Origin of the sequence: Aureibaculum koreense (genome assembly GCF_034296135.1) — a bacterium.
Taxonomy (GTDB): Bacteria; Bacteroidota; Bacteroidia; order Flavobacteriales; family Flavobacteriaceae; genus Aureibaculum.
On record NZ_JAXKVV010000001.1, the window covers coordinates 242406 to 257224 of the forward strand.

14 protein-coding genes are annotated in these 14819 nt (G+C 33.1%); 8 read left to right on the forward strand and 6 right to left on the reverse strand.

Annotated features, from left to right (window positions below; translation table 11 throughout):
* Window positions 1–55 precede the first annotated feature (55 nt).
* The 8 genes from UMM65_RS01215 (at window position 56) to UMM65_RS01250 (ending at window position 5379) form a co-directional block, all read left to right on the forward strand.
* A complete protein-coding gene (locus UMM65_RS01215; protein WP_321974634.1) occupies window positions 56–394 on the forward strand; it encodes a DUF6984 family protein in 339 nt (112 codons plus the stop codon).
* The gene (locus UMM65_RS01220) at window positions 381–746 is read left to right on the forward strand and encodes a hypothetical protein (RefSeq protein ID WP_321974635.1); all 366 of its coding nucleotides are present in this window, start codon (window positions 381–383) and stop codon (window positions 744–746) included. Before UMM65_RS01215 ends, UMM65_RS01220 begins: the two co-directional genes overlap by 14 nt.
* Before the next feature lie 130 nt (window positions 747–876).
* Entirely contained in the window at window positions 877–1425 is a 549-nt protein-coding gene (locus UMM65_RS01225) for a hypothetical protein (RefSeq protein ID WP_321974636.1), read from the forward strand.
* A 22-nt stretch (window positions 1426–1447) separates the two neighbouring features.
* On the forward strand, window positions 1448–1975 hold the full coding sequence (locus UMM65_RS01230) for a Cif family virulence factor (RefSeq protein WP_321974637.1): 528 nt from the start codon (window positions 1448–1450) through the stop codon (window positions 1973–1975).
* 18 nt (window positions 1976–1993) lie between these two features.
* Complete coding sequence (locus UMM65_RS01235; RefSeq protein ID WP_321974638.1) at window positions 1994–2932, forward strand: alpha/beta fold hydrolase; 939 nt, start codon at window positions 1994–1996, stop codon at window positions 2930–2932.
* 71 nt (window positions 2933–3003) lie between these two features.
* Window positions 3004–3510 (forward strand): lipocalin-like domain-containing protein, encoded by a 507-nt coding sequence (locus tag UMM65_RS01240; protein WP_321974639.1) that lies wholly within the window; start codon window positions 3004–3006, stop codon window positions 3508–3510.
* Between the two features lie 299 nt (window positions 3511–3809).
* A complete protein-coding gene (locus tag UMM65_RS01245) occupies window positions 3810–4754 on the forward strand; it encodes a DUF4382 domain-containing protein (RefSeq protein WP_321974640.1) in 945 nt (314 codons plus the stop codon).
* A 34-nt stretch (window positions 4755–4788) separates the two neighbouring features.
* Window positions 4789–5379, forward strand: a complete 591-nt coding sequence (locus UMM65_RS01250) for a porin family protein (RefSeq protein ID WP_321974641.1) — start codon at window positions 4789–4791, stop codon at window positions 5377–5379.
* A gap of 141 nt (window positions 5380–5520) precedes the next feature.
* Here the strand turns inward: UMM65_RS01250 and UMM65_RS01255 are convergent, their stop codons facing one another.
* The 6 genes from UMM65_RS01255 to UMM65_RS01280 all read right to left on the reverse strand — a co-directional run bounded on the left by UMM65_RS01255 (window position 5521) and on the right by UMM65_RS01280 (window position 14812).
* Window positions 5521–7194 carry a C45 family peptidase gene (locus UMM65_RS01255; RefSeq protein ID WP_321974642.1) on the reverse strand — a complete coding sequence of 558 codons (1674 nt, stop codon included), beginning with the start codon at window positions 7192–7194 and terminating at the stop codon, window positions 5521–5523.
* Between the two features lie 311 nt (window positions 7195–7505).
* Window positions 7506–9050, reverse strand: a complete 1545-nt coding sequence (locus tag UMM65_RS01260; protein WP_321974643.1) for a phytoene desaturase family protein — start codon at window positions 9048–9050, stop codon at window positions 7506–7508.
* Window positions 9047–12730 carry an MMPL family transporter gene (locus UMM65_RS01265; RefSeq protein ID WP_321974644.1) on the reverse strand — a complete coding sequence of 1228 codons (3684 nt, stop codon included), beginning with the start codon at window positions 12728–12730 and terminating at the stop codon, window positions 9047–9049. The genes UMM65_RS01260 and UMM65_RS01265 overlap by 4 nt, the downstream gene beginning before the upstream one ends.
* Window positions 12723–13919, reverse strand: a complete 1197-nt coding sequence (locus tag UMM65_RS01270; protein WP_321974645.1) for a DUF2062 domain-containing protein — start codon at window positions 13917–13919, stop codon at window positions 12723–12725. The genes UMM65_RS01265 and UMM65_RS01270 overlap by 8 nt, the downstream gene beginning before the upstream one ends.
* A gap of 17 nt (window positions 13920–13936) precedes the next feature.
* A complete protein-coding gene (locus UMM65_RS01275) occupies window positions 13937–14431 on the reverse strand; it encodes a hypothetical protein (protein ID WP_321974646.1) in 495 nt (164 codons plus the stop codon).
* A gap of 12 nt (window positions 14432–14443) precedes the next feature.
* Window positions 14444–14812: a 3-hydroxyacyl-ACP dehydratase gene (locus UMM65_RS01280; RefSeq protein ID WP_321974647.1), complete on the reverse strand. Its 369-nt coding sequence runs from the start codon at window positions 14810–14812 to the stop codon at window positions 14444–14446.
* Between the last annotated feature and the right edge of the window lie 7 nt (window positions 14813–14819).

Genomic DNA, 14819 nt, shown 5'->3' on the forward strand with positions numbered 1-14819 from the left:
TTTGGTTTTAGGAAATTTTATACCTTAAACTGAGCTTGCTTTTTTTCTTGATTTTATGAAGCCAATTAGAGATTTAACTAAAGAAGAAATTGAATTGACAACTTATTTGTTAAGTCTAATACCTGAATTTGATGTAGAAATTCCTAAAAAGGCTTGGACGATGGATGATGAAGAAATGGGTTCAATCTCTTTTGACCTTGAGGGTAAGGCTGAATTTGGTGAGGTTCTCATTCAAGCCGAATACGAAGACACAGATGGAGTGACAGTTTTAATTACTTTAACCGAAGATAAAGGCGGAAACTTATTTGAGCTCGATTTTTGGAAAACAGACTTTACTAAATTGATTGAATATCCGAAACCGGAAAAAATAAATCAAGAAAATGATAATAACTGAAGGCTCAAAAAAAAGAAACACAATATTTACAATTTTTCTTTCGATATTATTTATCACTGATTCAATTGCAACTAAAAGTTTTTTATTTGAAAATAACCTAAAAGAATTAAATAAAGTTGAATTTACTTTCGGGATACTCGGAATCATTGATATGATTTTAATAATACTTTTATTTTATTGGAAGAAATGGGCATTTTGGGGATTATTAATAACAAGTATTATTACACTAATTATTAATTTAGATTTAGGGTACGGAGCTATTTCACTAATTGGCTTACTAGCAATAATTATAATCTATTTGTTGCTACAAATAAAAAAAGATGGAATTAAAGGTTGGGAAAACTTGGAATAAAACTAATTAGTACAACAACCGAGTTAAAAAACAATAGTATATTTATAGTTGTAACTTCCACTTTGAAAAACAAAAATTGAGACAACTACTTTTTATTATTTCAATTATCATCTTTTCCTCATTCCAGGTTATGGCATGCAGCTGTTCTTCTGCTTGGAATGATTCTTTCAGCAAAACGGTCAATAATTCTGAATTTGTGGCCCTAGTCAAGGTTATTTCATTTGATGAATATTTGGATAGTGATTTTATGGATTTTGAAGAAAAGATGCCGTACTCCATGACTGTAGAAATAATAAAAAAATACAAGGGAAAAGAAAGTAGGAAACGAATAAAAATTTGGGGAGATAACGGAATATTATGCCGACCATATTTGACTGATTTTGAAATCAATGGTTATTATTTGATTGCTCCCAATCCGTTAGATGATTCTACAGCTCCTGAATATGATTTCTTTTCCTGTAGCACCGATTATTTAAAGGTAAACATGTTTACAAATATGGCTTATGGAAAATACTCAATGGTTCGGTATTTAATTGATCTAAAGACGTTTGAAAGAAAATTAGATTATGGAGATTGGGATTTGGTTATTGCGGGCTCATTTATTTGTCTATTATTTTTTGTCTTAGCAATTGTCCGCAGAAGAAAATTGAAAAAAATTGAGGTAAAAAACAAATTGTAAATTCGCATAAAATAAAACACCCATGAGCAAATACATTTTCATCATTTTTACTATAGTACTATTTTCTTGTAACCCAAAAGAAAAGACTACTTCTAAAGACCAAAAAGTAACGACAACACCCGAAAACACCAAGGAAACCCTTAAAGCAGTGGTTGAAGGGGAAACCTATGCGTATATGGAGAAAGATTATAAGAAATGGGCATCGTATTGGGATCATGGCAACGATGTATTACGATTAGATATAGCCAACGGAAGTTTCTCGCAAACCAGAGGTTGGGCCAACAATGGTGGCAATTTAGAATCCTATTTTAAGGAGAATCCCGAACCTATCACTTCCACTTTTAAAAATTCCAACTATCTAATTTTTCATGACGAAAACTTAGCTTGGGTTGCCTTTGACCAAACTTGGACAAGCCAGTCAGGCGAAAAAAGTGTGGCAAAAGCCACCATTACCTTAGTTAAAAAAGAAAATGATTGGAAAATTATTTCGTATACTGCAATTCAATACGAAGCCGAAGATGCTAATGCAAATACTTTGGGAAGGGAGTAAATGCGTTAAAACTATTTTATGAGATCTTTTTTATTGCTTACTTTTCTTGTTGTATGTATGGGTTGTTCTAGCAAATACGACAACTATAAAAAAACACCGGAATATATTACCAACGCGACTTCATTAGATAAAGCTTATTTTGAAGCTTACGACGAAACGCTGAAGTTATGGAATGTCTCTTTCGACGAATTATATATTCCCACCACCGCTGGTATTGCACATGTAATTGTTAGTGGCCCTAAAAATGGGGTACCCGTTATATTACTTCATGGAATGAATGCCAGTTCTACCATGTGGTACCCAAATATTGAAGCTCTCAGCGAAAATCATCGTGTATTCGCCATTGATTTTCTATTAGAACCAGGAAAATCATATTTGTACAACGATATTGAAAGTGTTGAAAAAGTCATTGATTGGTATAAAGAAGTTTTATTTGTGTTGGATTTAGATAGTTACCACATTATCGGTGCTTCTAGAGGTGGTTGGTTGGCGGTAAAATTGGCATTAAACAATCAGAAAAAGATAAAAAGCTTAGTTTTATTAAGTCCTGCTCAAACCTTTACATGGATTAAACCCAGTACAGATTTAATTAAAAATATTGTTACCTTACTTTCTTCAAAAGAAAAACAAATTGCACAAAGCTTAAAAAGCATGTCTAGCAATGTAGCTAATATTAATAATACCTACTTAAAGCAATATAAACTTGGTTTAGAAATGGAATCTGAAAACAAATTTGTAACCAGTATGAAACCTTTTTCTAACAAAGAATTAAAATCTTTACAAATGCCCGTATTGGTTTTAATTGGTGATGACGATATGATCAATGAAAAAAGAACAATTGACATTGCCAATAAGCTTCCCAAAGGAAAAGGTGAAATTATACCCAATGCAGGGCATTTTTTATCTATTGACCAAGCAGCAAAGGTGAATGAAAAGATGTTGGAATTTTTAAAATAAAAACATGCTTTTAGGTACAACAAATTTAGAATCAATATTTTAATACAACCGTTAGATGAACTAATTACACCATGAAAACTCAAAATATTTGGATAATCGTAATTATGACCGTACTTTTTGTTGGCTGTAATCAAAAAAATGAGGAAATAGAAAGTAATCCATTTAGCGGACTATGGTCACTTCACATTATGGAACAACAAGATTCCATTACAGGAGTCTGGAATAAATGGAGAAATGGAATGCAAGGATATATCCTTTATGATGCTAATGATAATATGGCCCTACATCTGACCACCAAAGGTTATGAAAAGACGGAGCTGCGGTTTCCCAATTTCAATGACACCATTCCGAACGAAGCACTAAAACATTTGACCAATTCGTATGTATATTTTGCAAAATATACGATTGATGAAAAAGAGGGTATTGTTGAACATGCCCGTATCTCGCATTCAAATCCCGGAGATTGGAATAAGGTAGTTAAAAGAAGATTTACATTTAGTGGTGATACTTTAATATTACAACCCGTAGAGAAATCAAATTCCGGATTGCGACTTAAATGGATAAAAGAATCTGATTAAAACCAATTCTAAAAGCCCATAAAATAGTTGTAATTTACCATCTATCCCATTTTTCTAAAGCACTTTTCGGTTCTCTTCCCCATCAGGTATTCTAGTAATTCCTTTAGAAACATATGTTTATTCCTTAATGATGTTATTTAATATTGAACTCCTAATCCCGCTCCCAAGCATCTTCAAAAATCAGAGGAATAAAAAAAAGAATATTTTTTCAGGATTTTTCTTTCTTTAATTGTTTTTATACAGAAGTTGCGAAAATAGCAACTAAAAAAGAATATGTTAAATTAATTAAAATGAAAATTATGAAAAAGTTAATTTTAAAATTTGGAATTTTAACGGCGATTGTAAGTTTATTTGCGTGTAGCGATGAAGAAATGGCTACGCATCAAGAGAGTCAAAACACTAAAGTCTCTATTACCGACGCTCCAATAGATAATGCGGAAGTGTCGGCAGCTTTTGTTACCATTTCAGATGTAAAGGTTAATGGAACTTCAATAGAAGGTTTTACTAAAACCACCGTTGATTTAATGCAATTGCAAAATGGTAATAAAAAGTTATTGGGCAATATTGATTTAAATGCCACCTCAGTATCTAATATGAGTTTAGTATTAGATTATGACCAAGATGTTAATGGTAATGCTCCAGGTTGTTATATTAAAACAGCAAATGGAATGAAACACGAATTGAAATCCTCTTTAAAAGAATTTAAAATAAAAGATAAGGCGGATATATTTTTATCAGATGCTAATGAATTGGTTATTGATTTTAATCTGAGAAAAACAATAATGGAAAATCAACAAAATCCTAATGATAACTACGATTTTGTATCCAATACCGAAATGTCTGCCGGTCTTCGTTTTGTAAATTCATTAGAAACAGGTAGTATTTCTGGTACCGTACAAGACCAAAATAACACCTCCGATAAAATTATAGTGTATGCTTATAAAAAAGGGACTTATAATTCTAATGAAGCGAAGGAACAAGGTACTAGCAAAATAAGATTTGCAAATGCGGTGACTTCTTCTGCCGTAAGTTCAACTGGCAACTACACAGTTAGTTTTTTAAAGGAAGGAGACTATGAATTCCATTTTGCATCTTATGAAGAAAATAATTTAAGTGGAGAGATGGAATTTAAGGGCATGTTAGAGGTAACTTCGTTATCAGCAATTCAAACAGATTTTTTACAAGTGTCTTCAAATCTTAATTTATCATTAAACGTGATAATAAAAGGAAGAGTAAACGGGTAAAAAATTCATTTACAAAATATTAGAAAATAAAAAAATGGTATTAAAAAACATAATTTTAATAGGTTTTATGAGCTTTGCCATAAATATATGGGGACAAAATCAACATCAAAGCAATACACATGCCGGTATAAAAGGAGGTTATAACTTGGCTGCGGTAACCTATGATGGTGAGGCAGAAACCGGGCAAAGGCATGGTTTTCATTTGGGTATTTATGGTAATTCTGCCATAAACAGTTTGATGGCCATTCAAGTAGAAGCTCAGTATTCTCATCAGGGTTATCAATTAAAAGATGGTTCAGGTACTTATACCCAAAAGTTAAATTATATAAATTTACCCGTGATGTTTCAAGTATATCCCATTGATGAAGTCTTTTTGGAAAGCGGGGCACAAATTGGATGGGCAATATCGCATAAAGAAACTTATGACAGTGGATTTAATCTTTTTGATACAGAATCTGATATTAGGCCAGATACATTTGATTGGGGCTTTAATTTTGGAGGAGGTATAAAAATAGATTCAGGATTAAGTTTTGGAATTCGTTACCATTTGGGAATGGGAGAAATTTATGACGAAGGCAAACCTAAAAATAGAATGTGGCAATTTTCTGTTGGAGTTGATTTTTAAGTAGATATACTAAGTGATGCAATTAGGGAAGATGGTGCTTATTTTTTACATAAGTGCTATCTTCCTTTTTTTATAGTATGTTGATGACTTTTGTTACATAAACACTCAGAAATTTGAACAGATAACAAATTTTAAACGCTACTATTTAAGATTTCTAATGTTCTTTTGAATCCGCTCTCTATCAGGTAATGTGGTAATTTCTTTGGTCAGTGCCAATTTAAATTCCTTTAAAGCTAAAGCGTCATAACCCTTTTCAAGGTAGTATCTTCCCACCAAATCATACACTTCCCAGTATTCAGGATTTGACGTTTTTAATTCCTTCAAAAATTGGGTACTCGCCTTTCCTTTTTTATCAATTATATCGAGTAACTCTCGTCTGAGATTACGATAATTCTCATAATTTTTATAGGCTTCGGTTTTAACAAAGTCATCCTCAGGAATGGTTGATATCTCTTCCGAAATCGTTTGGTTAAAAGTTTTATTGTTAAACCTTTGAAATACGTTGTTCAAATCATAACTAACAAATTCTCCTAGTTGATACGGATTGGTAGAAACCCATACTTTAAGCTGTTCTGGCTGAAAAACAATGCCATGATGTGCCAGTAATTGATTTAAGGCTTTTTCGTTACCGTAACCGATATTTTTATCCTCAAGACCTTTGGTGTTTCTTAAAATGGAAACCGCTTTTTTAGGATTAATTTTCTGGTTTTCTGATAGCAATTCTTCCATTCGCTCGTAACGGTATTGCGAATGACTTTCGGCTTTATGTTTGATGTTGTTTACATCATCTGCATAGGCTTTGCTTTGAAAATGGTTGGAACAAATCAATTGGCTTGTATTTTCCACTTCATAAACTCCAAAATTATTAGGTGAAACCTCAATGGTAACAGCTTTTTTGTCTTTGGCACTACCCACTAAAATGGCTTCTGATACAAATACTTCACGTTTTTTAGCAATGGCTATGGCTTCTTCAATGTTTGACGCATATTGTAGAATTTCCCGAGTTAACAATGAAATAGGCGTTTTTGCTACCCAGGGAATGTCAGATTTCCCAGCATTTATAGTTACCGTTAAACCTTGGTCGTTCATTCCAGACACAACACCAATCATTCCACCCCAAGTAACCGACATAAATTTATATCCATTGTCAGGAGCTACAAAGGCTACAATTTTTTCTCTGGCAAAGTCTTCCCCTGCATAAAAATCGAAGTTCCTGCCGATTAACAATCCGCCATCAGCAGTTTTATCATCCCAAACGGCAAAAGATGAACAACCTACCAAGGCCAAATCTTTCAGGGCGTGACCAATATCATGGGCTCCGTGTAAATACAGACTTCGTAAATAATCATCGGCTACATAATCATACTCGTCTCCGGCGTAACGGGAAACGCCATAAATTTCCGTTTTATATTCATCAACTATATTTAAATAGAGCTTTCTATTATACCAAGCTAAAAACTTTCGCAACAACATCTGCTTGAACTTCGAAGGTACCATCTCCTCCACTTTACTAAAGAATATAGCTTCTTGATTTTGCAATAATTCCCTAGTTAGACTTCCGTTTGCCAATCCACGTTCCAGCGGATCACCTTTTATATACAATTCCCAAAGGCCATGTTTGTTTTTGCGTAATTGGTTGTTTCCTACTGTAAAAGTAGAGTCGTTTATTTTAGTTCTTTCGGGGATGTTATTATTGTAACCGTCTAGTTTGGGTTGATGGTTGAGGGATTTTTTTACGCCGCAGGAGGTTAATAGGAGTAGAAATCCTATTATAGCTATGAGTTTATATTTTGTGGTTTTAACCCCTCCGTCCATTTTATTTAGTCTAAAATAACAAACTTTCAACTGGACACCTCCCCTTGAAAATAAGGGGAGGAGCTTTGTTTTTTGCTCATAATACTATTTTCTAGTCTTATTTGACCTTTTTTATCGCCCCAAATTAAAATTCTCTAAAATTTAAACTTCTGCTGGGCATACTGAATCAAGTTCAGCACAGACTCCTTCCTTGACCCTTCGACTTCGCTCAGGATGGGAGGGGAGTTTAAGCTTCTATTTAAAAGAAGTAAATATACGTTACGACTTTAACCTTTAAAATTCTGCATTTGTTAATCTGCATTCTTTAATCGTTAATCCTCTTCCTCATTTGCTTTCACAATTTTAGCCAATAACTTTTCTCTTCCTACAATTTCAGAGCAAGTTAATACCGCACTGATGGTTACACCTAAAATACCGTGCATGTTTAGGCTTTGACCAGTTAAAAATAGGTTTTTTAGTCTGGTTTTAGGGGATAAAAATGATTTCATAGGATTATTCGCATCTTTTACATAACCATACATGGAACCTCGATTAACCCCAATATAATCACGGTATGACAATGGTGTTGAAGCATATACGGATTGTACGCAATCTCTAATATTAGGGAATTTTTTTTCCAACTCTACCAACATCAATTCAATTTTTTCGGCTTTGAATTCCTCATAGGTTTGCCCTCGCTCCCCTTTTTCTGCAACGGTGTTAAACGTGTCTTCCCATTGTTTAACTTCGTCATAATTCATATAGGTTATTGCGGTCATATTTTCTGCCCATTCATCGGGTCCCGACGCTTCGGGATTCTTTACACTCATGGAAACCATATAACCTTCTGGCCAACTTTTTTCGTCATATTCCGCAGCAGTCCAAACTTTTTTATGGTCCTTAAAATGATAATAATTATGGTTGATATATTTAAAAGTCTTAGGCTTAAAAACAATATAGATACTAAAGGCTGAAATAACGCTTTCAATACTTGAAATACGATTCATATAGGATTTTCGGAGTCTATCTTCTCCCAACATTTTAACCGTATGTTTCGGTTCAATATTAGAGATAAATACATCACCTTTAATTTCGTTACCCTCTTTGGTAATTACCGAAACCAATTTTTCTTCATCAAACCCAAATGAGGTCACTTCACTACGTTTATAAGCTTCGCCACCAAATTCTTTGAGCTTCCTTACCAATAATTTAGCGATTTGGCTTCCACCATTTACACAGCGGTAAGAACTTTGTATATAGGAGTTTACGGATAACGCATGTACATAAAACGGGGTTTTATCTTTATCTCCGGCATATAAAAAATTAGAACCCACCAACACCGACTTAAGTTTTTCGTTTTCTGTAATACTGTCTAAAAAATCGCTAATCTTTAAGGTCAATAATTCTGTATTGCTGTAATAGGTATCTCCTGATTTTAAATTATAAAGTGGAAAACTGTTACAGGTTTCCCGAATTTTATCGCAATAATTTTGGATAGCCTCAGCTTCGTCAGGGAATTTTTTAATCAATTGATTTGCAAAGTTATCATAACCTTGTGCATGAGGATATTCAACCGTGTCATTGTCAAATGTGATGACATCGTATTGATTTTCATCCATTTTTTTCAGCTTTAGGCCGTCCATAATACCCAAATAATTAAAATAACGATATAAGTTCTGACCTTTATCCAACCCACCGATATAATGCACACCTGTGTCAAAAACACTTTTATCCCTCGAAAAAATCTGCAAGTTACCGCCGTATTGATTGTTTTTTTCTAATACACAAACACTTTTGCCCTCACGAGCCAAAATATTAGCAGATACAAGTCCGCCCAAACCACTTCCAATAATTACAACGTCGTATTTTTCTTTCATCGGATTAAGTGAATTATTGACTCGGTTTGATGCTTAATTTGATAGCCATTTGCGATGAATTTAGCTAACAATTGGTCATTTTTAACTAAAAACACATTATTTATTTGTAAATCTACGACTTTATCAACTAGTGAAATATTATTAAAATCGTCAGAAATTAGTAAAAAAACATCTTTTTTAGGCGAAAATTGCTCAAAATCATCTAAATATTGAACATTTCTGTGAATATTGGTATAACAATTTTTAGCAATAGATCGTTTTTCTTTGTTCTCAATTAAAGTAGCGATTTTTCGGTCTAAAAACCGAGATACTAACAAAATATCGATTTGACCAAAATCATCAGCGAAATGAATGATGTTGGCTTTGCTCGGCAACATATCAGATAGCTCTTTATAAATCAGCTTGTTTGCTGAAAAATCATTTTTTACCGTATTAAAAATATCTAATCCCTTATAGTGATAGTTGCTCAATAAAATATCTTTAAAATAATTTTCATCTTCAATAGTGTCCCTAACTTTTTGAAATTCCTGTTTGTAAAAAGCTCCAATCTTCTTGGTGCGTTCTCGGTCAGATGTTCCAAATGAAGCATCATCATAAGCAATTCTCTTACCGACCACCACCGTTAAACTACCATCATAAATAATAAAATCGCGTTTGGGCAATACCTCTGCGTTTCCATGCAAATACAAAGGCAGAATATCTAATTTTAATTGTTGAGCCAAGAAAAATGCCCCTTTATGGAAACGACCAATTTTATTGGTAAACGACCGACGTGCTTCTGGAAACACCACCAAACAATAACCTTGTCGGATTTTTTCTTCGAGATGTTCTAAGCTACCATCTACCCCACTTGAAACGGGATAAAAGCCCGCTACCTTGGCTAACAAACCAAAAATAGGTGATTTATATACCCAATCGTTTACCAAGTAAATCACATTGGGAGTTGTCATTCCAATAGTTAACGTATCTAAAAATGAGGAGTGGTTTGAAATTATTATCGCAGGTTTTTCAAAAGTTTCTCCATGAGAATTGATAACCTCTTTTTTCACAAACGGATTACCATACAGCGTTGCCGTAACCATTTTGGCCATGGTATTGTGCAACCACTTCATCTTCTTTTTCTTGGAAATGGGAAGGATTGGTAAAATAGTAATACTTATTAATGACAAAATCATCCCGCCAAGACCATAAAAAGCAAACAATACCATAGCGTGCAAAAAAGTCCTAATACGTAAAGGAGCAACTCCCTTTTTAGTACGCCAGCCAATAAAAAAATTAAATAATAATGGTTGAATGGTAAAGGCAATTAATACCGCCGACAAAATTCCAATAATGGAAACCGCAGATATGGATTTTAACGCAGGGTGCTTAGCAAAAATAAGCACTCCAACACCTAGAATGGTGGTAATAACTGATAATAAAATAGACGTTTTATAGGTCGGTAATTCCCGAATGCCATACTTATGTTTTTTAAGTAATCCATTCGTTATGAAAATGCTATAATCAACGCCTAATCCAAAAATAAAAGTGGAAATAATGATGTTAAATACATTAAAATGGATATTTAAAAGACCCATAACCCCAATGGTTATTATCCAAGTCAATGCTATTGGTATAATGGTAATCAGCGTAATTTCAATACTTCTATAAAATAACAACAAGATTATAACTACAGCCACCAAGGAATACCCAATGAGTTTGTTAAAATCGTCTTTTAAACTGCCCAGAAAAGTTTCATTAATATGTTGGCGGTCAATAACCACTGTTTGATGTAAATCGTCAAGCTTATTTATAATGCTTTTAAGGTTCTTTTGGTCAACTTTTACCATAGAAACAGCAGTGGCAAAATTGCTGTCAACCGAAATAAACTCATCTAAAAATAGTGATTTTAACTTTTGATAATCTTGAAACTTAACTGTGGAAAAATCACTGTCCAATTTATCATAAAATTGTTGAAAAGTAGTAGGTTTAAATCCGACCTCGGTGCCACTTTCAATAAGATTTTCTCTTAAGGATTGCTTTCTTTCAACATTCCAAAATTGCTTCCACTGTTGTATTTTCTTTTCTTGCGATTGTTCGGATAAAACCAAACCGCCTACCGAACTAAAGCTTAGTATACTATTAGATGACTTTAAATAATTTAGTTGGTTATAGATACTATCATTACTTAACAAAGCATCCTCAACAGAATCTCCATATGCAGTTACATAAATGGATTTAGAAGCCATGTTCATTAAGTTATCTAACTTCTTTTCAGTGATTTTTAGGGCTTCGGATTGATAATTCATCTTTGAAATATCTTGATCGAAAATTACATTTCTGTAGGTAAAAAGACTGGTTATGAAAACTATAATCAAAGAACCAATCAGTATTTTATTTTTGTAAAAACGATAACCTGCAATTTTATCAATTACAGTATTTTTAGAGCTTATTTTTTCGTTTTTATAACGGTACAATTGCGGAATCAATAACAGAGCAAAAAAGGAGGCACTCACTACACTTACTGAAGCGAAAATTCCTAACTCTTTAAGAGCTTCCGAATCTAAAAACAACAAACACAAAAAAGCGATTGCTGTGGTAAAGCTACTCATCAACACAGGTTTGGCAACATCTTTATATAATTGTTTTACGTTGTTGTTATTTTTATAATGTGTTAAAATATGCAATGCATAATCTAAAGTTATACCAAGTAAAACAGAACCAATACCCAACGAAATAGCAGAAATTTGACCCTTTAGTAGATATAAGAACGATACGGCAACCAAAGCACCAAAAATAGTTGGAAGAAACAGAATTATTGGAATCAGCAGCTTTCTGTAAAAGAAAATTAATATCAATACCAAAATGGTTAGAGCTATACTGATGGTAAACTGGATGTCATTTTTTATTTGATTGGCGTTCGCGACTGCAATAATTGTAGAACCATAATATTCGCTTGAAACTTTTGAATTGTATTTTTGGTTTAAATGCTCTTGAATTCTATAGAGTTGCTCTACAAATTGTGTGTTCTTAGCTGTTTCGTTGGATGCAAATTTTGGAACGATAAACAGCAACAAATTTTTATGGTCTTTACTAACCAAGAATCCATTGTGAATTTCAAAATTGTCGTCGGTTTTTAATTGTTCCAATTTTTTCAATCCCATAAAGGTAAGACCCAACGGATCTTTTAAAATGCTCCGTTTTGCAATGAGTCCCGTTGGAGAAACCAATGTTTTATAATTGGAGTTGGTAATTTGCTGAATACTATCGGGTTGCAGTCTTTTTTCAATTTGCCTATAATCAGATTCATTCAAAAACAAAGGCAAGTTGTTGTAGATAAAATCCAAAGTTTTATTTATTTCATCATCAGCAATTTTACCCTGAATTTCTTTGATATAGTCGCCAGTTTGTTGTTGAATGCTATCGATAAATTCACTGGCATAAGTAGACAAATCATTGGCATCAGCATCATTTTGTGTTTCTAAATACACAATAATTTTATCTGCAAAGTTTACATTTTTAAGAACTTTATTGGTGATGTCAGATTCTTCGGAAGTGGGAATCAGTTTGGTAATATCTTCTTCAAATTGCAGTTTGGAAGCTAAAAATCCCAGCAAAAAAAGCAAAAGCAAAAAAAATCCAAAAAACAACACCTTTTGTTTTTGAAAAACCCGATAAATCTTATAGAAGAAATCATCCATGGTTTACTTGTTTTTTTGGGCTGGAGAATATTTGGAGGGAAATATATCCAATTAATCCGAAAAGTAATGCCATTACGATCGCCAAAGCAAAACTTCCTACAATATACTGAACAAGATAAATACCGATTTTAAAATTTTCGTCGATCTGATTAAATTCTAGGCTAGTTCGCCCTAAGATAAATCCACCAAATTTTAAACTACCGTAAATAATAAATGGAATAAAAATGGGAAAACTCACATTTGAAAACGCAAAACTAATAACCTTATTTAATTTAAAAACGGCCGCTAATACTATTGATAGGATAGAATGCAAACCCCAAAAAGGAGAAATTCCTATAAAAGTGCCCAAGGCAATGGACATTGATTTTTTAAGATTAGAATCCGAACTGCCCAGCAAATCTTCCTTAAAAAAACGTTTAAAACCCTTTTGTTTAAACCTACGGTAAAAATCACGTGGTTTAATATAGACAATAGCGATAATAAATAACCAAGTATTCATGGCACTTATACGGACAAAATCCATAAAGGGACGGTAATGAGAGACACGTTCATCAGGGTCGTACAGGACACGTATTGGTATGTTCTTTACCAACACACCATGCCACGAAGCCTTTACCAACACTTCAACTTCAAACTCGAATTTTGTGCCTAAGAATTTAATTCTATTGACTTGTTTTACAGGATATAACCTAAACCCCGATTGCGTGTCCTGCAGATTAAAACCTGTCTCGGCCCAATACCAAAAGTTGGAGAATTTATTGGCAAAACTGTTTTTTCTGGGCATTCCTTTTGCGTTCAAATTTCTGGCCCCGACCAGTAAAACACTTTCGTTTTTATAATTTTCTAATTCTTTAATAAACAAAGGAATATCATCTGGAAAGTGTTGACCGTCAGAATCTATTGAAATGGCATATTCAAAACCCAGTTCTTCGGCTTTTTTTAAACCAAGCCGTAAGGCATTGCCTTTTCCCTTATTTTTTTCTAAGTGGATTTGGGTTAGTTTTGGGTATCTAGAAAGAATGTATTTGGTGTTGTCCGTTGATCCATCGTTGATAATAATTATTTTTCGTGTATGGTAAAGGACACCTTGAATAACACGGTCTAAGGTTTTTTGATTGTTATAAGTCGGTATGAGAATACAACAATTAAAATCGGCTATTTTGGGTGTTATTTCTTTGGAATTCTGCACGAAACTTTATCAAGACATTAAAGTTTCGAAATTACAGTTTTTTCTTCGGTTGTAAAAGCATTGGATTTAGAAACGTAACCTTTGATGTGTTCTTTTAACCCTTTATTTTTTAAAAGGGGCAGTTGATTGTAAATAAAGGTTTTATCTTCCTCAATCTTCGATTTATATTTCAATATTTTAGGCGAATTTTCTTGAATGCTCAAGCGAATCAAACGTAATTCAATATTGTTGGGCTTTTCAGTAATAATGTATTCCAATAATGTTGCCCCTTCCTTAAAAAACGCTTTCTTATCTTTTATTTTATTTTCGTGTTTGGCTTTTACAGTTAAAGAAGCCGCTTTGTAACCCACAAGTGTAGCATCATCAGTTTTTTTTATATTTTCTAGTTTTTCATACAGTTCTTTGGCAACTTCTTCGGAGTCTGAAGACTTTGTGTATAATTCTCGAATTTCGGATAATGAAGGATTTACTGTAATCAGCAAAAGTGATATGTAGAAAATAAGTTTTGTCATTTTATGGCGTAATTAATCTACAACTCGGTAAACACCATTGAATTTTAACGCAACAGTATCTCCCATTTTTGTGATGTTCTTTACTTTAATTTCATCATTTTCATCAGATATGTTCAAATTTAATACCAAAGTATTGTTTACTTCGGGATTAATTAATGCCATAAATTTTATGTTGCTCGATTTTTCCATAAACAACTTTTTATCCAACGCTTTTTCGGTCAATTCTTTTATAATCTGAATCATGCAAACACCAGGCATTACAGGATTACCAGGAAAATGGCCTTTAAAAATTTCGTGATCTTGGTTGATAAAAATTTCGGATTGTAATTCTCCTTCATTAAAATTGAAAGTCAGGATTTTATATAGGTTTTTGAGTAACATTATGTTA